The organism is Ruegeria sp. C12 (assembly GCF_056537745.1).
This window is the reverse complement of sequence record NZ_JBQFSA010000007.1, coordinates 258526-284637: the sequence shown is the minus strand read 5'-3', so window position 1 is coordinate 284637 and position 26112 is coordinate 258526. Positions and strand designations below refer to the sequence as shown.

Here is a 26112-nt window from a genome sequence, read left to right as displayed (position 1 = left end):
CGGTTTAGTGCTGACCCGACCGCAAAGAATGGATCAGTCTCAACTCGACGGTTTGAACCCAGATATCGCCAGAGGTGAAATCGTGTTCCACGCCGCCGGATGCGCATCGTGTCATTCGGCGCCGGATGCGGTCGGTGAAGACAAGCTCATACTCGCTGGTGGTCGTCGGTTTGAGACGGATTTCGGCACATTCATTGCTCCCAACATATCCAGTGACCCAAACAATGGAATCGGGTCCTGGTCTGCCCTGGATCTGGCCAATGCCCTGATCCATGGAACCGGACCCGAAGGGCAGCACTATTTTCCAGCTTTTCCTTATACATCTTACGCCAACATGTCGGACGAGGACGTTGTTTCGCTCCATGCCTTCCTCGGCACTCTGCCAGAGGATTCAGCCGAAAATGCGGCGCATGAGGTAGGTTTTCCCTTCAACGTTCGGCGCGGATTGGGGGTATGGAAGCTCTTGTTCACCTCGCCAGATTGGGTGGTCGAAGGTGATCTGACCAACCAACAAAGGCAAGGCCGGTATCTGGTGGAGGCGTTGGGTCACTGCGCCGAATGCCATACGCCACGCAACGGCTTAGGGGGTATGAAGCGCAACCTTTGGTTGACGGGAGCGCCAAACCCCAGCGGAAAGGGACGTATCCCCGGCCTGACCTCAGACCAGCTTGATTGGTCCGAGGCTGACATCGCCGAGTACCTGAAATCCGGTTTCACGCCGGATTATGACAGCGCAGGTGGTGAGATGGTGGACGTCATCGAGAACACATCGCGCCTCACGGATGAAGACCGTTTGGCGATTGCCGCCTATCTCAAAGCTGTTCCTGTTTCGTCGACAGGGCTTCCATCCGAGTAACAGTCGTTCGGCGCCATGCTGCGGGGACCAAATGCTGTTGCCGGTCGCCAGTAGGAGGCTGTGAGGCCTATTCCCTTTTCACCAAACACCTGCTTTACGTTTTGAAAATCGGAGCTCACCAATCACCCGAGTTTCTGTTCATGATTGACTGAGGGTCGCGGCCAAATGACACAAAAGATCGCTCTTTGGTCCATTCCGATATCCATTGCGGTACTGGCCCTAAAACTGTTGGCTTGGTGGCTGACAGGCTCGGTCGCGTTGTTGTCGGACGCAATGGAATCCACCGTGAATGTCGTTGCGGCGTTGCTGGCATACTTTGCGGTTCGGGTTGCCAATAAACCCCCTGATGAAAACCACCCGTTTGGTCACAAAAAGGCCGAGTATCTTTCCGCTGTCGTCGAGGGCGTGCTGATTGTGCTGGCGGCGTTCTTGATCATCAGAGAAGCTGTGCTGGCGCTCCCAAACCCGCATCTGGAGGATGCGCCGCTGCTCGGCATCATCGTCAATGTCATTGCAACGGGTGTGAATGGCGCATGGGCCTACCTATTGCTCAAAATCGGGAGGCGGGAGGGTTCGCCTGCATTGGAGGCGAGCTCCCGGCACATTTTTACGGATGTCATGACTTCAGTTGGTGTCATCGCAGGTCTGATACTGGCGCTTGCCACCGGCTGGCTGATCCTCGATCCGATCCTGGCAATTCTTGTTGCACTGAACATCTTGTGGGAGGGATGGAAAGTTATTCGGTCGTCCGTCGATGGCCTGATGGATGTGACGCTTTCGGACCATGACTTGCAGACTGTTTCCAACGCAATCGAAGCAAATCTCGGCGTAGCCTTGGAGTACCACGACCTCAAAGGGCGCAGATCCGCGAATGTCATCTTTGTGGAGTTTCATCTTGTTGTGGATGGCACAATGCCAGTCAGTGCAGCGCACGATATATGCAATGACATCGAGGAAGAATTGGATCGTTTGTATCCGGGTTCGATCTTTGTCATTCACCTCGAACCTGATGACGAATTGTTGGGTGTCGGGGTTAACTCCCACTAAACTTGTTATTCAGCCCTGCAAAAACACTATCGACTTGACCGATCTGGCTAAGACGTTCGGCTTGAAATCGTCAGACCTAAGCCCGATGTGGGAAAGCCGGGCCAGAAGTAACCTGTCTCCAACGTCGAGAAGCGTGATGATCAGAATTGGAGGCGAAAATGAAAATTCAAAGAAAGCTGGGTCAACTTCTTAGTACCGCGGCGCTGGCTTCGTTGATCGCGGCGACACCTTATGTACCAGTGTTCGATGCCGACGGTCGCCTACATTTTGAGCCGTCATATGCCTTTGCCAAGAGCGGCAAGGGAAAAGACGGGGATGGTCGTGACGATGATCGTGACGACAGAGATGATGACCGGGACGACAACTCGGGGTCGGGGAGTAGCGGCCGTGGTGGGGACCGGGACGATGATCGTGATGACGATAGAGATGATGATCGTGACGACAGTTCAGGATCAGGCAAAAGTGGTCGCGACGATGATGATGATGACTCCAAACGCTCCAGTAGAGGCAGCGGAAAGAAGGATCGGTCTCAAGCGGGGGGCAAATCGTCGGGTTCGGCTGGGATAACAAAGGTCGAGACAAACGCCAGCGGCATTGAAGTACGTTACGCCGACGGAACCAAGGAGGAGATCGAAAACGGGCGGTATGAGAGAAAGAATGCGCAGAACCGAACTGTTGAGGAGCGCCCTGCGACCGGTGCTGACGTCTCAAGGCTTCGGTCATTGGCGAATGGTATCTCAATCGACAACGTGCGCTCTTCAGGGCAAGGCGGCGCTGCTAGAAGTCGACCCACGAAAATCGAACGCCAGGGCAACAATATCGAAGTGAACTATGCCAATGGTTGGAAAGAGGAAATCGAGTTTGGGCGCTACGAGTTAAAAGACCCGTACAACCGGACTGTTGTTGAGAGAAACGCAACGGCTTCTGATCGCCGGAGGCTACAGGCGGTTGCTAACTGAACAGCAAATCCAGTCGATAATCCGTTGGCGGCTTCTCATTGAGAGGGGCCGCCATAGCTGTCAATGAAACCGCAGTTAGTCTCCCTTGTTCCAAACATCATGGGCGATGAGTGCTGCCTCTACCCGATTGCGCGCATGAAGCTTTGACAGGATTGCTGTCATGTAATGCTTCACGGTTTTTTCTTGAAGGTCTAACTCGTCAGCGATTTCACGATTACTAAGACCTTTGGCCACACGTCGAAGTATTTCTTCCTCACGATGCGTAAGGTCATCGAGAAGGCCGCCGTCCTTGGAGGTGCCGCTGTCAGTGTTGATTTGAAGTAGCACACGCGACGCCAAGCCCGGAGATACGAACCCTTCACCTGCGGCGATGCTTTTCAGGGAAGCGGTCAATTCGCTCGCGGTTACTCCTTTCACAATGTAACCAATCGCGCCAGACTCCAAGGCGTCTGCGACATCGCTGCTGTTCTCTGATACCGTCAAGATTGCAATGAAAGGCGGATTTGCCATTGCCGCAATTTTACGTGTCGCGCTTATCCCGCCACCGGGCATCGAGAGGTCAAGAATAGCTATGTCCGGCTGATACGTACCGACCAGCGATACTGCCTCTTCAGCGCTGGACCCAGCGGCCAAAACTTCAAAAACATCAGTTTCATCTAATGTGCGTTGCAAGCCATCCCTAAAAATTGGATGATCGTCCGCTATAATGACGGATGTTGTCATGATGCACTCATCTTTCTGGAAAACAGTGTCATAACAATGGTGGTGCCTTCGCCCGGTCTCGATGCGACTTCGAAACTACCACCAATACTCTCGACCCGATCTCGCAAGCCCATAAGCCCCTGGCCACCATCGTCTCGCAACGCGGTTTCTTCTGACCTGTCAAATCCAGGTCCGTCGTCTTTGACCTTCACAACTATTCTGTCGCTCTGTGCCTCGGAGAAAACAGTGCACTTGGAAGCTGGAGCATATCTCGCGGCATTGGAAAGCGTCTCCTGAAGGAACCGAAAAACGCACAGCTTGTCGGACAATGACAACTCTGGGGCCTGGCTACCCAGGAATGAAATATCCGGTCGCAACGGGCTGTGTTCGGCGTGATCCTCTACGGCTCTCTTCACAACATCGGCGAGTGACAGGCTGTCGATGTCCGGGGCGGACAGCCCTCGCGAAATTGCACGAATTTCAGCCAGAGATTTTTGCAAAGACTGCTGAATTTCCTCTGCCTCTTTAGGCCTTTCGGCCTCTTTGAAAAACGCCGCCTCCAGTCTAAGTGCCGCGAGCGACAGGTACTGCGCAGGACCGTCATGTAGCTCAGCACCGAGTTTCTTAAGGAACCGATCTGTTTGCGTGGCATATCTTTCTGACGCCTCGACCACACGCGAGCGCAGCCGGGCGTTCTGCTCGGCCATCCTCTCACTTTCTGTCAGGCGCTGTTTAAGAAGAGCCCCCTGTCGACGAATTGTTTTGTCACCAATTGCGACGATGGAATACAGAACAATAGTACTTGCCAGAAATGCGGAACCTACGACCAACCAACTTGTTCGCCTGGCCTTGGCTAAGTCTAACTCAAGCTGATCAGCTCTTTCGTAGAACTCCGCAACTGCGATGATTTCGCCGGACCAGAGTTCGCGGATGGGGCTGTAAACTTCAAGCAGTGGTATCCCCAATGCTGCCTCGGCGGCGCTCTCGGCATGATCAAGCTCTTCGAAAGAGCCGGAGATATCACCGCTCCACGCCCGCCTTAAGTCATCCGTTGGATTGAAACGGTTTCCAATGATGTCTGTATCCGAGGCATGTGCAATCACACCACCTTGCTTCCAGAATTTGTAGGAGACAATGCGGTCACGCATTGGCTGGGTCATGAAAATCTCGTCCAGCGCCATGCTCGCCTGCTCTGAAAGGCGGTCGCCATGTGCCAATTCCTGGCTGAGCGGGGATACCACGCTTTCCATATACAACGCTGCGGAGTTGGCGGAGTTTTGCACGACTGCGTTCTGGATTCGATTTGACACCCAAATCCCGACTATTGCGGTAGCAGTGCCCATCACAACGATGCTGGCCGCAAGAAACACTCGCGACAACGACCAATTGCCAATCGTCAGGTCAGTTACTTTCGCTTTCATCGTGAAATCGAATATGAACTACAATTTGTTACCGCACCACAGACCTTGGTCTGACGCGATCTGGCCAAATCTCAGACCTTTTGATTCCGCCCAGCGGCCAGAGTCAGATATCATCCATCGTTCTCAGTCTTTGCAGCATCGGGCAGTGAACGTTTCCGCTATCACAATTGGCCGTAGGCTCACTCAGGGCGTGCTCCAGGCGTCTGAGCTCATCAATTTTGCTTCGAACGCTGGCAATGTGTGCCTCGGCCAGTTCTTTCACAGATCGGCAGTCTTCGGCACTTCCTTCTGACAGCTCCAAAAGCGCTTTTGCGTCTGAGAGAGGAAACCCCAGGTCGCGGCATTTCTTCAAAATCGAAGTCTTCCCACATAGCTTGCTGAATAGCACTTTGACCTGCCCTCGGTATGGGCACGTTTAGACCGAGAAAATGCCAACTGACTCGTGTCTGTGGTTTTATGAATGCAAATCGTGCAAGGCAGTCTTGAAACTGCTAGAAGGTGATTGCTGTTGTGGATAAGCGGGCACGCCAGCAACATCTGAGAAAGGTGTTGATTGTCCGTATTGGCTCGTAGGCCAAAGTTTGCAAAGTCTGGTTTCTGCGCATTGTTGTCATTCGGGCATCGCGCAGCATCGGTCAGAGTGGGCTCTCTGCCGGCTTTCTCCGCAACATGTTTTAGTTGGTGAATTGAGCCCTAACCGGACGTCCGGCAAAGTCTGGGTTTTGCCTGTGCAGCAGGTCCCATTGCTCTCGAAGCAGATATCCGCTCGGTTGGTAATGTCGTCTAGGCTTCAACGATGTTTCTTCCGGTGATATGTGCATTGTCATTGGTTTTTCAGTCTTCGAGATTTCAGCTGTGCGCTTACTCTCTACGATATGCACTATTTCTATTTGTGGCGTCGTAGTCGCTGCACTGAACCCCAGTTTGTCAGATTGGCTTTTGTTGGCGGCGCCTTGCGCGATGGCAAGCACAATGCTGTTACTCAAAAGGTGGTGGCAAGGCGCTGAGGTCGACAGAAACTGGATCGTCATTGATGGATCAAATGTCTTGCACTGGAATGGTGGCATTCCAAAATTAGAGACTGTTCAAGAAGTGGTTTCAACTCTTGCTAAAGCTGGTCTGACACCTGGCGTAGTGTTCGACGCCAATGCAGGATACAAGATTTCGGGGCGCTATTTGCACGACAAAGAGTTGGGGAGGCTCCTTGCACTACCCAAGGATAGGGTCATGGTGGTCCCAAAAGGAATGCCAGCAGACCCAATGATCTTACAGGTTGCCAGAGACCATGGCGCACCGATTGTTTCAAACGATCGATTTCGTGATTGGGTCAACGACTATCCCGATGTCTTGACATCGAAGGACCCGGTGCGAGGGGGATACAAAGACGGAAAGCTCTGGTTATCGCTTTGACGCTAAGACATTGCGTGTAGAGTTTTGCTATCTCCAACAAGTAACCGTTTCTTTGAGCCCTGAGCTGCCTTTGATCTCATTTCCACCTTTCGCACGTGCGGCAGGTCGCAAATCGCGCAAAGCGGACGTTCAGTAGCGCTTCACAGATGTCAGGGCTGCGGGACTTTGCGGACGTTGCTCCAAATTGACCAATGACCGCTTTGCCTTCGGCCGATCTCGCTAAGGGTCCAGAATTTCGCCATTCACCCCAGCAAAGCTCGCATTTCACTGTTTTTCAGGAGAGCGGAAGACCTAGCGTTGTTGATGGCCGTTCTGACCATAGCTTGTGCTAGTTCATCGGATGTCACGCCGATAGACGGAGCCAGGCTTTGAAGCGGTGCAAACAGATAGTCTACCGGTTTCCATCTTCTTCGTTCCGATGGGGCGATGTAGCCGGGGCGAAAGGCAAACTTGCGTTTGATACGGGAGGCAAAAAGAACAGTCTCGGCTTCACCTTTGACTTTCAAAGCAAATGACATGCCACCCCCGTCAGTTCGCGCACCCTGGGCCGAGAAGAGGCAGAATGTTGCTTCCGGCACTGTTTCCTCACAAGCCCGTACAAGGTTGATCAACCAATTGACGGTGATCTCTGAATAAGTCTCCCTACTGACGCGGGCTGAGTAGGTCGCCAGACAATGAAACACCGTGTCGATACCGATCAGATACTGGGTATATGAGGCTGAGTTCCCGAAATCCGTGAAGTTGACGTCGGTCAGCTTGGCGTGAGTGCGACCCGATGATCTCCTCCCAAGGGAAACAACCTCTGTTACGCTCTCCTCCTCCAGCAATGCAGCCAGAACGGATGACCCGACCATGCCGGTTGCCCCTGTAAGCAGAACGCGCCCGAGAGTTCGTACGGTGGGTTCAACCGACACTACGGCGTCGCTCCGCTTCCGCCTTCAGGCCGCGATTAAATGCCTGGTAGCCCTCCAGATACAATTTCGCCAACCGTCCACCCATCAGGAAAGTCATGCCACCGATGATCTCGTCCGATTGCACGAATCGGGTCTTCCCATCTGCGGCAGCCTCGACCCTGAAATGGTGGTTATCGCGGATGCCGCCGGGGCCTCTTTCAGCCCAGTAGAACTCCTGGCCGTCTACCACAGTGATCATGTGATCAATCCGTGTGAGCTTGTCCTTGTTGGGGTCCAGCTGGAAGGCAACATTGATGCTTTCACCGTCCGCGATCTGACCCTCGATTCCCACAAGGAACGCAGCCCAGGAGCTGTAGTTGGCAGTATCGGTCAGAACCGCCCAAACGGCTTCGGGCGCAGTGTTGATGATGATGTCTGTGTGGATTTTATGATGAGAGAAGCCGACCTTCTCAGTTCTATCAGTTTCCATGATCTTCCCTTTTGATCGGTTCAAGCCTCTAGAGGCGCGGCGCGGTACGCCATCTCAACGGTGATCTGCCCAAACCGCTCGCGCATGCGCTGCGACCGGAAGAGGTAGGCAGAAATGAGGGTGTAGTTGATGCACTCAACCACGAAGTTGCGGTAGCGATCTGGGTTTTGCAGCATGTCTAAGGTTTGGACCGCGCACATCGTGGCAAGTGCTGTGAACATCACAAGCATTGCGATGGGCGTGTAACGCCAGCGCAAGGCGTAACCGGCAAGGAACGTGGCCCCCGACACAGTGATCAAAATCCAATGGAGGGTCTGCATGCCAATTGGAAATGCCTCGTTTTGTAGCGGCATCAGCGGGGCAATTCCCCAGAAGTATTCCAGGAAGCCTAGAAGGCCCCAGATGAGCATGATCAGGGCAGCGAGGATCAAGAGTAAACTGAAAATATGTGAAAGTTTCTTTTGCATGATCTACCGCCTCTAGAGATACGGCTCCCAAATGATCGATATGGCTTAGAAGACTGCCTAGCAGGGCCTAAGCCCCTGCCGCCGATGTCTCTAGAAAATTGCGGATATCGTATTCGATGTCGCCTTCGTATCGCGGGGCGTAGGTGTAATAGGCGCGCGCGAGTTTTCCATAGCGGTCATCAATCCGAACCTTGTTGTAGGCATGACTGACCGCGAAAAATTCACCGGCTTTCAGCTGATTAAGCACCCGCTTTACAAACTGGTCCGTCGGCATTCCAAGGCCCTGGCTCATCTCGGAAACTACCAAGCCGGGCATGATCAGGGCCACGTCCATGAAGTCCGGTGTCTCTTCGGCCAGAAGTTCCGTGATGGCTAAAAGGGCATGCTTGGACGAGACGTAGGCATGTGACGAAGGTACGGCCGTGAAGACACTGTTTTCGGAGCCGAGGTTGTAGATCGCGCAGGGTGTTCCGCGGTCGAGCATTCTGCGCCCAAAGACCTGAATTCCATGGAGCGTTCCGAAAATATTGATCTCATAGACACGCCGGAACACATCCAGATCCATGTCGATCAGCGGCGTGGGGTCCTGGCCGATGCCAGCGTTGTTGATGAGTACATCAACCGGACCAAACTCTGCCTCGGCATAGTCTGCCAGCGCTTTTACCTGGTCGCGATCCGCGACATCGCAGGCAGTTCCCGCCACTTTGATCCCCTCGGCTTTCAGTTCCGCCACTGTCTCTTGAACGCGATCCATACGGCGACCGCAGATGACGACTTTTGCGCCTTCCAACCCCGTCTGGAGGGCGAGCTCTTTACCGATCCCCGTCGCGGAGCCGGTGATGACGACGGTCTTGCTTTCGAAATCTTGCATGATCTTTCCTTTTGGGAGGTCAGCACTGTCGCTTCTGGAATGGATGGCGGGATCAGATTTTGAAGGATTGGCCGGTCAGCTCTTCGGACAGGGTCCATAGCCGGGTAGCAATCTCGATATTCGCGGTTATCGGATCGCGGGTGGCCACACCGACCTCTCCGCTCATTTCCTGGGGGCCAGTGGGGCCGTAATAGTCACTTCCTTGGACTTCCGCGGACAGGGCGGCGTACAGGGTGGGTTTCGCGGCTTCTTCTGGAGAATGTAGGAATTGTTCAACTTGTGCCTTCATCTGCGCGAGCTGATCCGGGGCAACGTTATGGAACAGACCGGACTCAGAACCGCCGGGATGGACGGACAGTGCTTTTAGCCTACGCCCGGAAGCCCGTAGGCGACGGTCCAGCTCGTCCCCAAACAAAAGGTTCGCGAGTTTCGACTGACCATAAGCAATGCCGCCATCCTGGCCACAGGTCAGATCATCAAACTGGATGGTGGCACCCTTGTGCCCGAGGCTTGAAAGCGCGACGATCCGGGATGCCGGGTCGTCTGGCACGAGGTCGATCAGCAGCGCCGTCAAAAGAAAATGACCGAGGTGATTGGTCGCGAATTGCAGTTCGATCCCATCGCTATTTGTCTCAGCGGTGTAAAGCAGGATGCCCGCATTGTTGATTAGCACGTCGAGCTTGGAATAGCGCGAACGGAACACTTCGGCAAAGCTTCTGACAGAGGCAAAATCGCCCAAGTCTAGCGGCATCACATCAAGCGACGCTGACGGCACGCGTGCCAGCACGTCGTCCCGAGCGGTTTTTGCCTTTTCGAGACTGCGGCAGGCCATCACTACGTGGAACCCAGCTTCGGCCATGCCGATTGTTGTTTCAAATCCGATGCCATTATTGGCTCCGGTGACGATGGCAATCTTTTGGGAAGTGGCGTTCATGAAAAGGTCCACAAAGTTTACATATAGTGACTGAATGTAAATATTGACAGTCATCCACCTAATGTCAATATGCTCTTTATGAAAAATCGCGACGCCCACATCCTCGACGCAGCAGTCCGCCTCTTTCTTCGGTTCGGGGTTAAACGGACAAGCATGAACGACATTGCGGAAGAAGCAGGGTTATCGCGACAGACGCTCTACAAAGCATTCGCAAATAAAGATGCAGTGTTACAGGCCACGATCCGATCCATGGCGGACAAGGTTGTGGTGGACATTGAGGCCGGGCTGTTGAAGACGACGGGACTCAGTGCGCAATTGGATGTGATCTTCCAGCACACCGTGATCGAGCACTACGATGTCCTTCAATCCTCGCCGAATGCCGAAGACATCATTGCGGGCGTAACCGCTTCTTCACAGAAGGAGCTTGAAGCGGGTGCTCAACGGAACACTGAGATTATTGCCCGAATTCTAGAGCCATTTTCCAATGACCTTAGGGCCGCGGATCTGTCGGTGGACCAGTATGCAGACTTCATTCAACGCACTGCAACGGCTGCAAAATACGCGGCAAAAAACAGAAAGCACTTGGTGCAATTGCTTGAAGCACTCCGCGTCTCCGTGCTGAAGGTAGTCAACGCGAATTAGTTAAAAGAATACCCAATGCGGACTTCGATGCGCGCCGCAGCGTCGGGCAAAATGGGCTCGCACCAGACTTACTCTGCGACGGGCCCGAATTGGTCGAGTTGAGCCCCAAGTTGCCGTTGACCGAGCTTCGGCCTTTTGCGTTTGCGGCACGTAGCAAACCGCACATCCCGGACGTTCAGAACCGGACGGCAAATGGTGGGTGAGCGGACTTTGCAGTCATTCGCCTTCTCACGACAGATGAAGGCAGCCCCGAAGCAGACATTCGCAATTGAGCTTTGCAGGCTAGGAGGTGTTCCAACCCCTCTTGGCACTATTATGCGCGAACTTACGGTCAAGCCAATTGAACGGTTCAGCAGGTGTAAATTTGTCAGGTACGTCGCCCGTCAGAATGGGGTGCTCCATCAATTCCAGCTTTTGAGACTCAGCAAAATGATTGTGCATGATTTCAGTTCAGTTTCGCGAAGAAATACTAAGTAGGTCCGTCTCAAGCCTTCCATTTGAAAGGAAAAGTGCTAGCGTGCGTGTGATTTGTTTAAAGAAATATCCCGGAGGAAAGTAATTTGAATTCATTTGTTTTCAGAGCAGTTGTGTCGTTATGGGGCGGCCTTTTGACTGCTGGTGAAGCCCTGTCCTTGGAGATTGAGTGGGAAGTTGCCAATAGATTTGGACCTTTCGTGACTCAACATCCGACCGCAGAGGGGCGAGCCGGTCTTTTTGACAAATACAAGATCAAAGATGGAGAAAGCTTTAAACAATGGCATAAGCGCTTGTCCGATCCCCAGTTTCATTCTCCGTATTTAGAGACGTTGGCGGCAGAAGATGCAGACGCCAAAACAAAAGGAATGATGCATTGGAACCAGCAAACTGATCGGCATGCCGAAGCTATTTTAAAATTCGTGAAGGAAGAAGAAAGTACCGATACGCTAGTTGATGTTCGCGTGCGTTTGGACAAGGACGGACAATGCCAATGGTCGGTGTCACTTGACGATGCGCCAACTGTGCCGCCATCGGATTGCCGGACTGGAACACTGGTGAGCATTCCATTGAGCGGAGCATCCGTAGCGGTAACCTCTGGGGACTATTCGGCAAGCGAGCAGGTCAACCCAAAGCATATCGTCATAGTCGGTTTCGGGGATAGCTATGCCTCTGGCGAAGGCAACCCAGACTATCCCGGTCATTGGAAAGACGATGTCGAGTTTAGCAGTGAAAAGGACTTTGTTTGGCTGGCACAGCAAAAAAATCTGAAATCAACGCTCGAAGAGCATGGGGAGACCGTTAAGCACTGGGTGGATGACGACTGCCATCGGAGTTTCTTTAGTCACCAAAGCCTTCTTGCGCTGAAACTGGCATCGGAAAAGAAAGACACTTTCGTATCGTTCCTTCATTATGCTTGTACTGGCGCCGAAATATTCGATGGGCTGTTAGTTCCTCAGTATCAGGCGTGGGGCAAGGGTATATACATCCCATATTCCCAGGTGAATTTTGCCATTCAAGAGCTGTGCCGATCAGATGTTGATGCTGAGAGCTATGTTTCCGTTTCGCAGGCTGACAGGCTCAGGCGCGAGGATAAGGGTGAAATTAACTTGAACGATTTTCATCGGCGCGGTGGAAAAGGCAACAATAAGAAGGCACCAAGCAATCTTGCTCCGGGCGACAAATTCAGCAAAAGAACGTCCTTGCACCGAAAGAAAAATGGCGGAAACTTTCCAAATTCTGGTTTTTTGGAGTGCCCCGACGGGCAGATAAGGGTGCCGGACCACGTCTTCCTGACGATAGGTGGCAACGATTTTGGCTTTGCCGATGTGGTAAAATATCAGATCGTTCCTTCACGTTGGAAATCGAAAAAACTTGGCAGCTTTATGTTTCCAGACGTGTGCCCCAGCGGTGCCAATCGGGTCAGCCGGACCCAGTTCCCTCAGCTAACCAGACACTGTGAAAAGAAAGATAAACAAAACGGATACCACGCCGGAGACATTGTGGGCGAGGGAAAGAATGGGGGAATAAAAGATCGTCTGAATCTTCTGACAAACATTATTGAAAACAGGTTGGGCGTAAAGCCAGGTCAGATTTTAATGCCCCAGTACCCGGACTCTGTTCGCAAGGTAGAGGCAACAGTAGGGCCATGTGATCCATTGGACATGCAGAGTTTCCTGAAAAGAATACCGGGTACAGACAAGTATATGGTTCGTGAAGAAATGTTGGTCGGAGATCCATACGGCGAATACTCTCCTGCCTCCTCGTGGAACGGACTGAAATCGGCCACGCCCTGGTTGATCAGGGAAAGTCTGACAGGGATTGCGCGAAAAAACATTGAGAATTGGGAATTCAACTTCACGCATGAAGACGCTTTTCTTGCATTGAGAGAGTTTGAGGTTCTTCGCCCAGTGCTTGCGGAATCGGCAAAAAGCCTGGGGATCAACTTTGTATGCTCTACCCGCGATGTCTATTATGGGTATGATTTCGACCAGGGATCGAAGCGAAATCTCCCAAATGGCGTGGATGGTGAAGAGTTCCCCGCTTGGGCTTTGACAGATTGGGATCCATACGTTTTCGAAATCCCAACAAGGGCCGTAAGAACTGGCAATGACACGGCACTTAGTCAGCCTGGGGACAAACAAGTCACGGGGGCTGTACATCCGAACCTGACCGGACATCGTTTGATTGCTGAGGAAATGTTCAAGTTATTGCCAAAGTAAATTGAGTGCTTATCAACCGAACTGTGGACGTATCTCTGTTTAATGCGTCGTCGCGGCTCGACTTGGATTCCTTGGAGTAGTCGAGCGTTGGCTGCCCAACGGGCCGCGAATCCCTTCATTCGCTGTTGCAGGCGTTTTCCGTGGGCGCTCTCCTTCGTTTAACAGATTGGTAGTATCGTTGCCCCACCTGACTACGAGGCGAATATACGAGAAGCAGGCTTAAGCTTGGCATATCAGGGTGTAGCGAAAATAGAATTGTTCACCGCCGACGATGAGGTAGAAGTTCTCTATACCGCTCCTGCTGGCTGACTTGGCGTTGAGCCCTTAAAGTTGCAAATGGATCAGTGTTGAGAAATGGCTTTAGCTAGACCGATTGAGGCCCCCAAAAAATCTAGAACCGATTTGACCGACGTCGTGAGCGGTTGCATGGATAACTACGCACGCGGGCCGATTTTTGGGGGCGGGGGTGTCAAGTGGTTGTGTGAGAAGGGGGTGGGGGTATGGCGAATTGAGCAATGGGCGAGGCCAGCCGGTCCAACATGTCCGGCCGACCTGATCGGTGATTAGCTTTGCACCAGCTTTGGCTTTGCTGACGCGGGCCAGTCGACTGATAGATCGAGCGCCTCGATCTGATCGACAAGCATATCGGTGGATCTGCAAAGCGACTTCACGATGCCGTCCAGAGCCCTTCGTGTTTGCGGGTGCATGCCCTGTAAGCCTCCGTTGTCGTAGAAGATCGCGTTGTCCAGCGCGACGGCCAGGCCTGCGGCTTCCATCGCTAAGCCCAGCATTTCGTCGCAGAGTTCTTTTGGTGAATCGGTCGTCATCTCGTTTCCTTTCCATTTAAGTGTCCAAGTTTAGAAATATGAACGTAACGGACGAACCAGCGACAAGTTGTGGGCTTTTATGTGGGGTGCAATGCACTAGAGCATACGATTGTCTTTAAAAAACAATGCATTGCCGAATTGAAGTGGCGGAGACGAAGGGATTCGAACCCTCGAGACGGTTTCCCGCCTACTCCCTTAGCAGGGGAGCGCCTTCGACCACTCGGCCACGTCTCCGCCGACGGGTATATCCGTGCATGTCACCGAGATACAAGGTCGATTCTTAGCCTCATGTCATTTTTCTGAGCTCAAATCTCCAATCCGAAACGCTCGATCCCAAGGCGCTGCGTCTGACATGTTGGTTGGGCGTTTGGTTGGCACGGAAGTCCTTGCACCAAGGCCCGCACAACACTGTCTGGGAAGGGTGTTTTTTTGAAATACTTGCAAAGAATGCGATGTTTACGGCATATTTGTCTGTATTTAACAAATAAATGATAGCGCAAAGACTTTACGCAGGGGGCAAAAAAACCGGGCAGCGGGCGTTGAACGCTCGGACATTACCTTTGGGGGAAGGAAAGACTGTTGGCCTGGTTAAAAGTGTTTTGTGTTGCGGTTTGCCTGCTGATCATTCCATCTCAGGTGCTGGCGAATATCGGAACGGTCGTGGCGGTCAAACCGGGGGCCGAGATCACGCGTGACGGAAACCGGCAGCCGTTGAAGATGGGGATGGAGGTCGCCTCGGGCGATGCGATCTCGACGGATCGCAGCGGTGTGGTGCAGCTGATTTTCGTGGACGAGACGAAGATCGCCATCGGACCCAATGCCAGCATGGTGCTGGACGTCAAGATGCTGCGGGGAAATCGCAAGGCCAAAAGCTTTGCAGTGCAGGCGCTGGGCGGCAGTTTCAGGTTCATATCCGGCAAAAGCCGGAAACGGGCGTATTCCGTCCGCACGCCGACGGCGACCATGGCCGTGCGGGGTACGATTTTTGACATATGGATCGCGCCGGGCAATCAAAGCTCGATGCTGGTGTTGCAGGGCACGGTTCAGATGTGTGGTCTGAATGGCGGGTGCCGGTCTACAGGTCGGCAATGCAGCCTGTATGCCACCAGTCAGCGTGGCCGTGTCGGGCGTCCGATCGATCAGGAGCAATATGACAAAGCGATCCAAAGCGGCTTCCCGTTCATACAGGCGCAGGAACGGCTGCTTGTCCCGCTGCGGGTCAATATCGAAGGCTGCGCGCGCGAGGCTGCTCCGGTACGGCCCGAGAAACCTGATGGGCCGGAGAGGCGCGAAGCGCGGGCGCGCGAACCCGAGCCATCGCGGCCCTCGCGGCCCGAACCGGATCCAACGCCCGATCCCCCTTCGACAGGCGACCCCGGAACGCCCGGACCAGAGGGCGGCGGCGGTGAATCTTCGCCCGCCGCGCCTTCCGGGGCTGGTCAGGGCAACCCAACCGGTCAGCCAGAACGCGAATCCGAATAGGGCCGGACCTTGACCCTTTCGCTTGTCCAGCGAGGTTGATGTGACCAAAAAACCGCAGGAAAAGAACGGTCGGTGGCGCGTTTTTCGGATCGTGGGGCTGGGGCTGATCCTGTTTGGCTGTTTCATCCGGGTTCTGGACCCGTATCCCGTTAGGATGTCGCGTCTGGTGTATTTCGATATTCTGCAACGCCTGTCGCCGCGCGCGTTTAATCCTGATCTGCCCGTGCGCGTGGTGGATATCGACGAGGCCGCGCTTGAGACATGGGGTCAATGGCCCTGGCCACGCACTTTGCTGGCGCAGATGGTCGAACATCTGGGGGAATATGGCGCCGCCGCAATCGCCTTCGACATGCTGTTTGCCGAGCCGGACCGGTACTCCCCCGCGCGCCTGTTGAATGATCCGGCATTGTCAGGTGTGCTGTCCGTGGATCGCACGGCGGCGGATTTGGACAATGATGTTCTGTTCGGGGCCGAAATGGCCAATTGGCCGGTTGTGCTTGGCGTTGCTGCGCGGCTGTCCGGCGAAGATCAACCCGTTTTTGCCAAGGCCGGGATCATCGAAATCGGGGACCAACCGACCGAGGGGCTGGTGTCCGTGCCGCAATGGACCCCGCTGGCCCCGCCACTGGATCAGGACGCGACAGGTATCGGCGGCGTCAATGTTTCGCCCATGGGTGATACCGGCGTCGTGCGCCGGGTGCCGGTGCTGTGGGGCGGCCCCGACGGCGCGCTGCCTGCGCTGGGGATCGAGGCGCTGCGGGTTGCGATGGATGAGTCGGTCATTCTGGCCGAAGGCGCACAGGACGAGACTGGTATCATGCTGGGTGTCGAGATTGGCGCATTTATCCTGCCCACCACCGAAAACGGCGAGGTCTGGGTCAGATACCGCCACGAGAACCCGGCGCTCTATCTGCCAGCAAACAGGATCATGCAATCCGGGGACGACCCGGAAATGCGCGCCCAGATCGAAGGTCGGATCATTCTGGTGGGCACCTCTGCGGCGGGTCTGTTCGACATGCACCTGACGGCGCTGGGTGAATCCGTTCCGGGCGTGTCGATCCACGCGCAACTGCTTGAGCAGATACTGACCGACGAGATGATCAGCCGCTCAGACGTGAACGCCGCGCTGGAATTGCTGGCCTTCGCGTTGCTAGGCCTTGTCGTCATCGTTGTCATGACACGCCGGGGCGCGGTGGCCTCATTCGTGGCCGGAGGGATCTCGGCGGCTGTTGTTCTGGGGATCAGCTGGTTGGCCTTTCGAAACCATCTGGTGCTGTTCGATGTCACCTTCCCGCTTCTTGGGGGTATGGCCAATTTCGGAGTTCTGGCCGGGTATCTGTTCGTTTCGACCGAACGCGAGAAGCGGGTGATCCGCCGCATCTTCTCGCGTTACGTATCACCGGAAATTCTGCACGAGCTTGAAGGCTCGGGCCATGCGCTGCAACTGGGGGGTGAGACGCAGGACATCACCGTGATGTTCTCGGACATCCGCGGGTTTACGCCCCTGTCGGAATCCGTGTCGGCGACCGATCTTGTGGCCATATTGAACGAGCTGTTTTCGCAGGCCGGGGATCAGATTCTGGCGCAGCAGGGCACCATCGACAAGTTCATCGGCGACGCCGTGATGGCGTTCTGGAACGCGCCGCTTCCGGTTGCGGATCATCCGACACGGGCGGCGCAGGCTGCGTTATTGATGCGGCAGGCGCTGGTGGGGTTCAACGGGTCCGAGGTCATGCGCGGGCGACCCCCGATTGCCTTGGCAACCGGATGCGCAACGGGACGGGCCTGTGTTGGCAACATCGGTTCGCGGCGGCGGTTCAACTATACCGTCATCGGGGATGTGGTGAATGTCGCCGCCCGGCTGGAACAAAGCTGCCGCCATGTCAATTATGACATCGTGATCTCGCGCGCGGTTGTTGATGACACACGAACCGAGCTGGCGGTGCTTGAGGCCGGGTTTGTGGAACTGAAAGGCAAGGCCGAACTGGAACCGGTTTACATTCTGGTCGGTGACAAACCGGTTCTTCAAAGCGCGGCGTTTCAGTCCTTGGCCGAGACGCACAAGTCCCTGATCGCGTCCATTCAGGACGGTGCATCGCACGATCTGGTCCGGGCGAGGTGTCAGGACTGTGCCAGCCTTGCAGCGGACATCGAGCCGGGACTAAGCGCATTCTATGACGCGCTTCCCGGTCGGGCGGCGGATTTCAGGTCGGATGTGCAGTCAAACCAGGTGTTGTTCAGCCACCGCGCCGCAGGGCAGTGACGGCTGTTTTTGCAAGATCGGTCGGGGATCAAGACACCCGGTGGCCTTGGCGACCACCGGGCCATTTTCGTCGACTACCGGAAGACATCCGCCAGATCGGATACGCTGACGCCCTCTTTGATCTCCTTCAGGCGGGCGAAGATCATCGCGATGGCAACACCGGTCCACCCGTACCCAATTGCTGATCCGATGCTTTCCGAGATGATTTCTGCCCCTTGCGAGTCGAAGGACAGCAACGCCAGGCCAAAGATGAAACCGATGGCGGCGGCAAACAGCAAGATGCACAGGACAATCAGGATCAATGCGCCGACAATGGGCCAGCGGTAGTTTTTGGTCAGTTCCGCGCTGCGCCCGATGGCGCCAAACCCGGCCCGATCAATGACGATGGCGGGAACCACGACCGAGAAAACCGCGTAGAGCCAAATGCCCGGTACCACCAGCATCACCCAGCCGATGATGGTCAGGATACCGGTGACAATCGACAGGATTGCAATCGCGGGCAGGTTGTTGAACGCCGAGGCGAAATACCGCCCGATCTGGGCCGGGCGGTTGAGCTTGGTGTCATAGGCAAACTGGATCACCATGGCCGAGGTGAAAGCGACGGCAACCATGGACACCAGAACCAGCCCGGCAAAGGCGGGCCAGAACGCGGCCCAGTCAATTTCGGCGGCGGGCGTCGTTTCGAACGAGCTGTCAAACAGCCACAGGCTGAGGATCACGTCGACAAGCGCGGGAATGAAGCCCAGCAGCAGAACGATATGTATCTTGCGGAAGAAAATCGAAAACGTGTCACTGATCACAGTGCCAACGCCAAAGGGGATGTGAATGTGCTGATTTGTTGTGTCGGCCATCGTCAATTCCTGAACAAAGATCTTTGGGTTCTGGGCCAATAAAGCCGCGCGCCACCGGTCATCCGCAAGAGGAAGTCGCGACTAAAGCTTCGCCCTTGGGTAAAACGGCAACAGGGGCGCCTAGGCGTCTTCGTTTTTCAAGGTGTGGTGTTTGTCCTTGCGTTTGTCACCAAACAACTGGCGCTGTTCCAGAAACGCGCGCTGGGCTTTGTAAAAGGCCTCAAGAAAGGCTTGATGATCCTGTTCCGGCACCGGATCGGCATAGTCGATCTTGCGGCGCACCTGCGCGAAAATCGCGGCCAGGGTTTCCTTTTGACGACTGTAAGCCTCGGGCCCGCTTGCGCGATTGGCATTGCGCAAAACAGATTCCAGCGTCTGCAATTCAAAGGCTCCGTAATGTTCCAACTGATGCGAGAGGAACCTGTAGGACGATTGCGCATTGGTCCGGGGCCGCATGGCGTTGGACATGTCCTGCAACAGAATGGGTTTCGGCAGGTGGATGACATAGGTTCCGGCGATGATGTCCCCAAGACGCTGGCGGCGTTTGTTGAACAGGGGCACGGCCAGAACGCCCAGCACCCAGGCCAGCGACAAAAGCGATGGCACAACCGCCTCGGTCGTCAGGGTCAGAACCAGCGTGCCAGGCAGAAAGATCTCGGCCTCTTTCATCAGGTTGCGCACGACCAGCGACTGAGTGGTCAGGGCCTGGCCATCCGCCGCGACCACTTTGATTTTCAGCAGCCTCTTGCCCAGCGTCTGGCCGTTCCAGATCAGCTCGGACGCGGCGTAGTAGGGGATGCGGGTGATAAAGAACAGCATCGCGCCAATGGCCATTGCAGTGCTGGGTGTCACCATATCGAAGGCGGCGACAAGCAGGAACAGGGCCACCGCCGCAGCGACGGTGATCAGCAGATCGGTAAGCTGCGCTGCGGTTCGCACGCCAACGCCAGCGACCCGGAAGAACAGGGGCACGCCTTCGGGCGGCAACAGACGGTCCAGCGCGGGTTGGGTCATGACCGCTTCCTTCCGCCCATCACAAACCACGCAAGCCACAGCGCACCGACGCCCCAGCCGACTGCAATTCGGATTGATCGATCCTGAACCAACTGCCGCCCGAACCCTTCCAGCAGCGCCGCAACCACCAACATCAGGGCCGCGATCACAGCCAGTTTGACCGCATCATGGCCTGCCGCGCGCAATGCTGCGCGCCGCGTGTGATGGCCGGGAAACAGGACGGCGAGGCCCAGCTTCAACCCGCCTGCGGCTGCGATACAGATCGCCGACAGCTCGGTCACGCCATGGATGGACAGCCACCCGAACATGTCCCAGCCCAGCCCCCGGTCGATATGCAGGGCGTAGAAGACGCCCAATATCAAGCCGTTATAGAACACCAGCATGACCGTCGGGGCGCACAGAAACGCGCCGAGCCCGAAGACAAAGATGGCGATCCGGGTGTTGTGTGAAAACAGATAGGTCGCAAAGGCCCCCAGGCCCGAGGCTTCATCCTCGCCGTAAATGGCCGCCCGCAGATAGGCGGTGGTGGCTTCCGGTCCGCGTCCCCCGGCCAGTTCGGAAGGCATGAAGACATAGAACCATTCGGGGTTGTCGAAATAGAAGAAATACCCCGCAAGCGCCCCCGCCGCCATGCACAAAAACCCCAGCAGCGTCACCCGCCACGAGGCGCGCATCGCCCGAGGGCCACCACTGGTCAGGAACCTGCGGATGGTCCCACCCAACCGTTGCTGCGGGGCATAAATGCTGAGGTAAGCGCGGCTGGTCAGGGCTTCGAGGTACTCCAGCAAGGCGCGATCCAGCGAAATCTCGCGCGCGATGGACAGGGACGTGGTCGCCTGACGGTACAGATCGGCCAGATCGCGGGCCTCTTGGAAACTCATGCGGTGCAGGCCCTGATTTTCGGCCTTGTCTACCAGATCGGACAATCTGAGCCAGTCGCCTTCGCGTTCCCGCCGAAACCGGGCCGAGCGGATCAGGTCGCTGTCAGCCATCAGATCATCTCTCGCGCTTTGATTTCCAGATAGGTCGAGATCAAACGGGCCGACACCTCGCCCGGCTCCGCGTCAATCACCGTCACACCCAACTGGTGCAACCGTTCCAGCACAAGGCGGCGCTCGCGTAGCAATTGCCCGGTCGAGATCGTCTCGGCCACGCCATCCATATCCTCGGCGGCCTGATTGACCTGCGTTTCAAGGATGGGATCGCGCAAGGTGACAAAGACGATCAGATGCCGCTTGGCCAGAACGCTGACGTTTTCGACCATCAACTCGGCCGTGGTCGTATCGACGAAATCCGAAAACACGATGATCAGGCTGCGTTTCGGGGTGCGCCCGTTCAACTCGGTCATCGCCAAGGTGTGGTTGGTCTCGACGCTTTCATAGCTAAGTTCGGCGGTGCGGCTGCGCAGCCGGTTGAACGCGGTGCGCCCCGGTTCCGGCGGCAGGAACATGCGCGGCTTGGCGTCATAGGCATACAGCCCGACCAGATCGCCCCCGATGGCTGCGGCCCAGGCGGTGGCCAGCGCGGCGGTGATGGCGTGGTCGATCTTGGGCAGGCCTGCCACCTGCTCTCGCATCTGATAGCCGTTATCCAGCGCGATGATCACATGGTGGTTGCGCTCGGCCCGCACCTCTTTGGCCACAAGCGAGCGATACCGGGCCGAGCGTTTCCAGTCGATCGAACTGGCATCCATACCACGCACGAAGTCACGCAACTGATGGAACTCGGTGCCTTCACCGATGGCGCGGTTTTCCTTTACGCCGTAAAGGCGCGATTGCACGGTGGTCGAAATCTCACCCGACATGACGCGGCGGATATTGGGAACGACAGCCACCGACAAGCCAAAGGCCAGCTTGGGAACAAGTTCGAACATTTTCAGCCGGGATGGCCAGGACAGCCACAGGTTGGACAGCGCCCATGTGCCCCGCTGGCTGGCGCGAAACGGGATCTGGGCAGTTCCGCCCGACAGATCAAACACCGACGGTCCGTCCAGTCCGGCGGGCCAGTCCAGTTCTCCCCGCATCCCCGGCGCGGCGGGGGAGACGGACAGATCAATTTGCCCCTCTTCGCCCACAAAGATATCCGATATCGGCTCGACCGAGACATACCGGCGGCGGGGCCAGGACAGCAACAGGTCGAGGATCGCCAGACCGCACAGCACAAGCCACGGCAACCCGGCGATGGGACGAGTTGCGTCGCCCAGGACGATCGCCAGCAGCGTCAGGCACAGCGCTGCGCAGGCCGCGATCAGCAATATGCGGGATGGCCGGATCAGCGTGGGGCCTCGATCTGGTTGAGGATGTTTTCCAGCACCTGCCGCGCGCCGCGCCCTTCGATCTCGGCCGAAGGGGACAGGACGATCCGGTGTTGCAGCGCGTGGATGATCAGGGTTTTGACGTCGTCGGGGATGGCAAAGTCGCGCCCGTTCAGGGCCGCCGTGGCCCGCGTCGCCCCGGCAATCGCATCAGCGGCGCGGGTCGAGGCGCCAAAGGCGATATCTGCGCTTTCGCGCGTTGCGCGGACCAGCCGCAGGATATAGGCCAGAATGTCGTCATCCAGCACGATCCCGTCGATCAACTGCCGCGCCGCCGCCATGGTGGGCGCATCCAGCAGCGGCTGTACGGTCTGCGTCGCGCTTAGAAAATCCAGCGGCTCATTGGCGTGCTGGCGCAGGATCGACAGTTCCACATCCTCGGGCGGGAAGGTCAGGTTCACCTTGAACAGAAACCGGTCCAACTGCGCCTCGGGCAGGGGATAGGTGCCTTGCTGTTCAATCGGGTTCTGGGTGGCGACCACGATGAATTCCGAACCCAGAAGGTGGTCGGTGCCGTCAATCGTCACCATCCTCTCATTCATCGCCTGCAACAGCGCGGCCTGCGTTTTGGGCGGGGCGCGGTTGATCTCGTCCGCCAGCAGGATCTGGCTGAAGACGGGGCCTTTGGTCAGAACAAACTCGCTGGTCTGGAAATTGTAGATCGAGGTGCCCAGCACGTCTCCCGGCATCAGATCGGGGGTGAACTGGATGCGCCCGAATTGCAGGTTCAGCGCCCCTGCAAAGCTGCGCGCCAGCAGCGTTTTGGCCGTGCCCGGAGGACCTTCGAGCAGCACATGCCCGCGTGCAAACAAGGCCGTCAACAGCAGATCGACGGCCTCTTGCTGGCCTTGCACAACTTTGCCGATCTCGGCCCGCAGGGCCTCGGCGCGGGCGAACAGGTCTTCAAGATTCATCGGCAAGGTGCTCCAGTATCATTTCGAATTGGTCAATGTGGGAAATGGCGTCTGCCGCCGCCAGATGCGGGGGCAGGGCGCGAATGGTTTGGATCAGCGCGTCCAGTCGGGCCGCGAGGTCAGGTTTTCGGGCTCGGACATATTTCAGATAGGCCTCTTCCGGTGTGCCCATGATCTTGTAAGTGCTGCCGAACACCGCCGCCGCGCGGGCGCGCAGGCGGGTATCAACATAATCGGACAGCATTGCACCGTCCTGGTCTGTCATACGCATCAGCCGTGCCCTTGCGCGGTTGGCCATGCGTTTGCCGGTGCCCAGCGTTGGGGCGATATCGATCACCGGGCCACTGCGCACCCCGCCCCGCCAGATCGCTAAGGCCAGCAACAGCCCTGCGCCGATCCAAAGCGAGCGGAACGGTGGTTCAAACAAACGCTTGAGGTCGTCCCACGTGCGTTCGCGGGCCTCAACGAGTTCTGGCGCGGTCAGCCAATTCCGATCGCTGTAATCAATGATGATGCGCTGATCGCCCGCGATTTCGGGCAGAACTTGCGCCGCGATCCATGCATTATCGCCCAGCGTCAGCCCGTGATTGTTCAGCAGATCAGGGTCTGACAGGATATAGACCTTCTGGCCGTCCTCGGACCCTGGCAGAGGGCACGCGCCCAGCAGCATCTCTCCGGCCCGTCCGACGATGGGGTCACATCCGCGTCCGGCAAAGGTTTGGGCGGCGTAGATACGGGCCTTCAGTTGCGGGTCAGCGGCCAGTGCGTAGTCGGAAAACGGACGGCGCGCCAAAGCCATCGGCCCGACATCAGTACCGGCAATCTGGTGCAGGATGGTCTGAATCTCAGCGCGCGGAGACATCAGAAACGGATGCCCGAACCCGGTCAGGCGCATTCCGCTGCGCCATTTGGGCAGGATCACCAGGCTGGGCACGGATTGCACCTTGTCGCGGATCACCTCGGTCTCCTGATCGAACTCATCCGCCTGCAACAGCAGTTCTTCTTTGGTTCTGGCCGCGTTGCGATCTGTGTCCAGACGCGTGTCATAGACCGGCTGCACCAGCAGACCCACGGTGCTGCGGTCCAGAGGCCAGCCACCGGTAAAGCTCTGCGTTATGTGGGACTGGCTGTTCAGCCAGCGATCCAGACCATCAAACCCGCTGGCCGACTCGCGCAGGGCGTATTGCCGCCCGGCCATGACATACAGAAAAATCCCGACGCAAACCGCGACCACAACGCCCACGATGATCCAATCCAGCCGGATGCGATCGGTCGGGGGCAAGCTGGTCGTATCGCTCATGCGGTGACCTCGCGCAGGACGGGCCTGATCCGGTTCAGAAGGGCCTCAAAATCGCCCTCGGTGATCGAGTGATGGCCGAAATTGACGCGTTCACTGGCCAGAACCAGGGCGCGCAGGTCGGGGATGTACCAAAGGGTTTGCGGCATGCTGCGCAGGGCCTCGCGATGGGTCCAGCTGCGTTTGAACAGCACCTCGTTTTTGGACAGGCAATGGCTCAGCGCCAGTTGTGCCAACCCGGTGACCGCCAGATCGCGATCTTTCAATTTCAGAAGCGCGTCAAGATCGGGAATGTTCTGCCCGGTGTCCGATAACTCTGGGTCGTCCCGCCCGCGTTTGCGCCGCGCATTGCCCACGGATTTGCGGAACGAGACCGAAGTGTTCCCGGCAGTGTTGTAAATGAATAAGGTCAGGAAAATCAGTATGACCGCAGACAGCCCGCCGACGATCCAGCGGTTGTCAACGGACAGCTCGACAGACCGGTCGGGTTGCGGCGTTGCATTTGTGTCCAGCGGCGGCGCGGGTTGCGTGGGGTCGAAATAGACAACGTCCATGTCAATTCCGCGATACCGAACGGCTTTCAGATAGTCTTGCCCCGACGCGCTCAGATCCGGTCGGGAAAGCGTGGTTTCCTGCGCTTGGGCAGGGGCAAAGGCGCATAAGAAAAACGCTGAAACAATGGCAAAACCAGATCTCATTCCGGTATCGATAGATCACTCTCGCAAGGCAGGCAACAACCTGTGCGGAATTCTCGTATGGATTGTTCATGACCTCGTATCAACTCGGTCTACCCGGCCTTTTTGGCGCTGAAACGCAGGTGAGTGGCATGGCTCAGGCGTTCAGGGTGCCGGGCATCTTATTCCGGTTCCGCCGCGTATAGCCCAAGCTGGTGCCTGCGCTGATGAAACCGCTCAACCCGTTCGACGATTTCATCGCTGGATACCGCGATCACGAAGGACAGAAGCGTTTCCAGCAAGGCGATGGTCGACACAGAGGACGGGAAATATTGCGGCGTGTCGGCTGCCACGACAAATCCGTGCTGCGCGTTCAGGATCACCGGGCTGGCAGGGCTGTCCGAGATACCGACAACCGTCAGCCCCTGCTGGCGGGCAAGTTTGATCGCATCGATCACCTCGGTCCGGTAGGGATGGCAGGTGATCGCAATCAGCACGTCCTGTTCATCTGCCCAGGCCAGATCATCCACCGGGGTCGAGCCCGAGCGGGGAATGGCGTGAAACTGCTTCATCCCGGTCGAGGCCAGATAGGTAAAGTTCCGCGCGTTTGAATTGTTGACGCCGACGCCCAGCGTGAAAATCTGACGGCAGTTCCAAATATCTTCGGCTGCAGCGCGCAGCCGGTCGGCATCGATACCGGCAAATGTCTCTTCAATATTGCGGATCGTGGCACCGATCATGTCGGCGTAAAGGCCACCCATCTCACCGGATTTGCCGATTTCCTGCAACCAGCGGGCGCGGTCGGGAAACGAAACCGTCCCCTGCCGGATGGCCTGCCGGAACGGGGCACGAAAATCCTCGTAGCCTTCGAAGCCGACCTGCCGTGCCATGCGGACAAAAGTGTTGGGTTTGACGTTGGCGGCCTCGGCAATCTCGCGCACGGTGGACACGCCCACATCTGTGGGGTTTTCCAGCACATAGCGCGCGGCTTTCTGGGCCTCGGGCGTCAGGGCGTCCCATTCCTCGGTCAGGCGATCCAGGACGATTGATGATACATTTGTGTCATTCATGATTGACGATGGTACAGT

General features: G+C 56.5%; 26 protein-coding genes and 1 tRNA gene. 9 read left to right on the top strand and 18 right to left on the bottom strand.

Annotated elements, in window-relative coordinates:
* The first annotated feature begins 28 nt into the window (after nt 1–28).
* The 3 genes from ACR0C9_RS15405 (at nt 29) to ACR0C9_RS15395 (ending at nt 2862) form a co-directional block, all read left to right on the top strand.
* A complete protein-coding gene (locus tag ACR0C9_RS15405; RefSeq protein WP_480781410.1) occupies nt 29–856 on the top strand; it encodes a cytochrome c in 828 nt (275 codons plus the stop codon).
* Between the two features lie 165 nt (nt 857–1021).
* Nucleotides 1022–1903 carry a cation diffusion facilitator family transporter gene (locus ACR0C9_RS15400; protein ID WP_480781409.1) on the top strand — a complete coding sequence of 294 codons (882 nt, stop codon included), beginning with the start codon at nt 1022–1024 and terminating at the stop codon, nt 1901–1903.
* A gap of 158 nt (nt 1904–2061) precedes the next feature.
* On the top strand, nt 2062–2862 hold the full coding sequence (locus tag ACR0C9_RS15395) for a hypothetical protein (protein WP_480627428.1): 801 nt from the start codon (nt 2062–2064) through the stop codon (nt 2860–2862).
* A gap of 75 nt (nt 2863–2937) precedes the next feature.
* Here ACR0C9_RS15395 and ACR0C9_RS15390 read toward each other — a convergent pair whose 3' ends face one another.
* The 3 genes from ACR0C9_RS15390 to ACR0C9_RS15380 all read right to left on the bottom strand — a co-directional run bounded on the left by ACR0C9_RS15390 (nt 2938) and on the right by ACR0C9_RS15380 (nt 5373).
* The gene (locus ACR0C9_RS15390) at nt 2938–3585 is read right to left on the bottom strand and encodes a response regulator transcription factor (protein ID WP_170451099.1); all 648 of its coding nucleotides are present in this window, start codon (nt 3583–3585) and stop codon (nt 2938–2940) included.
* Nucleotides 3582–4985, bottom strand: coding sequence for a sensor histidine kinase (locus tag ACR0C9_RS15385; protein ID WP_480781408.1), 1404 nt, complete (start codon nt 4983–4985; stop codon nt 3582–3584). The genes ACR0C9_RS15390 and ACR0C9_RS15385 overlap by 4 nt, the downstream gene beginning before the upstream one ends.
* Nucleotides 4986–5088: 103 nt before the next feature.
* Complete coding sequence (locus ACR0C9_RS15380) at nt 5089–5373, bottom strand: MerR family DNA-binding protein (RefSeq protein ID WP_480781407.1); 285 nt, start codon at nt 5371–5373, stop codon at nt 5089–5091.
* Nucleotides 5374–5413: 40 nt separating this feature from the next.
* On the opposite strand from ACR0C9_RS15380, the gene ACR0C9_RS15375 reads away from it, so the two are divergent.
* Complete coding sequence (locus ACR0C9_RS15375; protein WP_480781406.1) at nt 5414–5503, top strand: GDCCVxC domain-containing (seleno)protein; 90 nt, start codon at nt 5414–5416, stop codon at nt 5501–5503.
* Nucleotides 5504–5945: 442 nt separating this feature from the next.
* Complete coding sequence (locus ACR0C9_RS15370; RefSeq protein ID WP_480781405.1) at nt 5946–6395, top strand: NYN domain-containing protein; 450 nt, start codon at nt 5946–5948, stop codon at nt 6393–6395.
* 242 nt (nt 6396–6637) lie between these two features.
* Here the strand turns inward: ACR0C9_RS15370 and ACR0C9_RS15365 are convergent, their stop codons facing one another.
* The 5 genes from ACR0C9_RS15365 to ACR0C9_RS15345 form a co-directional block, all read right to left on the bottom strand.
* Nucleotides 6638–7309, bottom strand: coding sequence for an NAD-dependent epimerase/dehydratase family protein (locus tag ACR0C9_RS15365; protein ID WP_480781404.1), 672 nt, complete (start codon nt 7307–7309; stop codon nt 6638–6640).
* Nucleotides 7299–7778 (bottom strand): SRPBCC family protein, encoded by a 480-nt coding sequence (locus ACR0C9_RS15360; RefSeq protein WP_480781403.1) that lies wholly within the window; start codon nt 7776–7778, stop codon nt 7299–7301. The genes ACR0C9_RS15365 and ACR0C9_RS15360 overlap by 11 nt, the downstream gene beginning before the upstream one ends.
* 20 nt (nt 7779–7798) lie before the next feature.
* A complete protein-coding gene (locus ACR0C9_RS15355; protein ID WP_480781402.1) occupies nt 7799–8245 on the bottom strand; it encodes a hypothetical protein in 447 nt (148 codons plus the stop codon).
* Between the two features lie 67 nt (nt 8246–8312).
* The gene (locus ACR0C9_RS15350) at nt 8313–9116 is read right to left on the bottom strand and encodes an SDR family NAD(P)-dependent oxidoreductase (RefSeq protein WP_480781401.1); all 804 of its coding nucleotides are present in this window, start codon (nt 9114–9116) and stop codon (nt 8313–8315) included.
* Between the two features lie 52 nt (nt 9117–9168).
* Complete coding sequence (locus ACR0C9_RS15345) at nt 9169–10104, bottom strand: oxidoreductase (RefSeq protein WP_480781400.1); 936 nt, start codon at nt 10102–10104, stop codon at nt 9169–9171.
* Between the two features lie 24 nt (nt 10105–10128).
* Between ACR0C9_RS15345 and ACR0C9_RS15340 the strand changes: the two genes are divergently transcribed.
* Both ACR0C9_RS15340 and ACR0C9_RS15335 read left to right on the top strand, forming a co-directional pair.
* On the top strand, nt 10129–10692 hold the full coding sequence (locus ACR0C9_RS15340) for a TetR/AcrR family transcriptional regulator (protein ID WP_480781399.1): 564 nt from the start codon (nt 10129–10131) through the stop codon (nt 10690–10692).
* Between the two features lie 560 nt (nt 10693–11252).
* Complete coding sequence (locus tag ACR0C9_RS15335; RefSeq protein ID WP_480781398.1) at nt 11253–13388, top strand: SGNH/GDSL hydrolase family protein; 2136 nt, start codon at nt 11253–11255, stop codon at nt 13386–13388.
* 563 nt (nt 13389–13951) lie between these two features.
* On the opposite strand, the gene ACR0C9_RS15330 is transcribed toward ACR0C9_RS15335, so the two are convergent.
* Nucleotides 13952–14215: a hypothetical protein gene (locus tag ACR0C9_RS15330; RefSeq protein WP_480781397.1), complete on the bottom strand. Its 264-nt coding sequence runs from the start codon at nt 14213–14215 to the stop codon at nt 13952–13954.
* A 144-nt stretch (nt 14216–14359) separates the two neighbouring features.
* A tRNA-Ser gene (locus ACR0C9_RS15325) sits at nt 14360–14449 on the bottom strand.
* 345 nt (nt 14450–14794) lie between these two features.
* Between ACR0C9_RS15325 and ACR0C9_RS15320 the strand changes: the two genes are divergently transcribed.
* The gene (locus ACR0C9_RS15320) at nt 14795–15697 is read left to right on the top strand and encodes a FecR family protein (RefSeq protein WP_480627070.1); all 903 of its coding nucleotides are present in this window, start codon (nt 14795–14797) and stop codon (nt 15695–15697) included.
* Nucleotides 15698–15737: 40 nt separating this feature from the next.
* A complete protein-coding gene (locus ACR0C9_RS15315; RefSeq protein ID WP_480781396.1) occupies nt 15738–17960 on the top strand; it encodes a CHASE2 domain-containing protein in 2223 nt (740 codons plus the stop codon).
* A gap of 74 nt (nt 17961–18034) precedes the next feature.
* On the opposite strand, the gene ACR0C9_RS15310 is transcribed toward ACR0C9_RS15315, so the two are convergent.
* The 8 genes from ACR0C9_RS15310 to ACR0C9_RS15275 form a co-directional block, all read right to left on the bottom strand.
* Nucleotides 18035–18811 carry a hypothetical protein gene (locus tag ACR0C9_RS15310; RefSeq protein ID WP_480781395.1) on the bottom strand — a complete coding sequence of 259 codons (777 nt, stop codon included), beginning with the start codon at nt 18809–18811 and terminating at the stop codon, nt 18035–18037.
* Nucleotides 18812–18931: 120 nt separating this feature from the next.
* Nucleotides 18932–19825 carry an RDD family protein gene (locus ACR0C9_RS15305; protein ID WP_480781394.1) on the bottom strand — a complete coding sequence of 298 codons (894 nt, stop codon included), beginning with the start codon at nt 19823–19825 and terminating at the stop codon, nt 18932–18934.
* Nucleotides 19822–20817 carry a stage II sporulation protein M gene (locus tag ACR0C9_RS15300; RefSeq protein ID WP_480781393.1) on the bottom strand — a complete coding sequence of 332 codons (996 nt, stop codon included), beginning with the start codon at nt 20815–20817 and terminating at the stop codon, nt 19822–19824. The genes ACR0C9_RS15305 and ACR0C9_RS15300 overlap by 4 nt, the downstream gene beginning before the upstream one ends.
* Nucleotides 20817–22079: a DUF58 domain-containing protein gene (locus tag ACR0C9_RS15295; RefSeq protein WP_480781392.1), complete on the bottom strand. Its 1263-nt coding sequence runs from the start codon at nt 22077–22079 to the stop codon at nt 20817–20819. Before ACR0C9_RS15295 ends, ACR0C9_RS15300 begins: the two co-directional genes overlap by 1 nt.
* 17 nt (nt 22080–22096) lie before the next feature.
* Nucleotides 22097–23053, bottom strand: a complete 957-nt coding sequence (locus ACR0C9_RS15290) for an AAA family ATPase (RefSeq protein WP_170522040.1) — start codon at nt 23051–23053, stop codon at nt 22097–22099.
* On the bottom strand, nt 23043–24353 hold the full coding sequence (locus tag ACR0C9_RS15285) for a hypothetical protein (RefSeq protein WP_480781391.1): 1311 nt from the start codon (nt 24351–24353) through the stop codon (nt 23043–23045). The genes ACR0C9_RS15290 and ACR0C9_RS15285 overlap by 11 nt, the downstream gene beginning before the upstream one ends.
* Nucleotides 24350–25048 carry a hypothetical protein gene (locus tag ACR0C9_RS15280; RefSeq protein WP_170522044.1) on the bottom strand — a complete coding sequence of 233 codons (699 nt, stop codon included), beginning with the start codon at nt 25046–25048 and terminating at the stop codon, nt 24350–24352. Before ACR0C9_RS15280 ends, ACR0C9_RS15285 begins: the two co-directional genes overlap by 4 nt.
* 158 nt (nt 25049–25206) lie before the next feature.
* Complete coding sequence (locus ACR0C9_RS15275) at nt 25207–26094, bottom strand: MurR/RpiR family transcriptional regulator (protein WP_170453242.1); 888 nt, start codon at nt 26092–26094, stop codon at nt 25207–25209.
* Nucleotides 26095–26112: the final 18 nt, after the last annotated feature.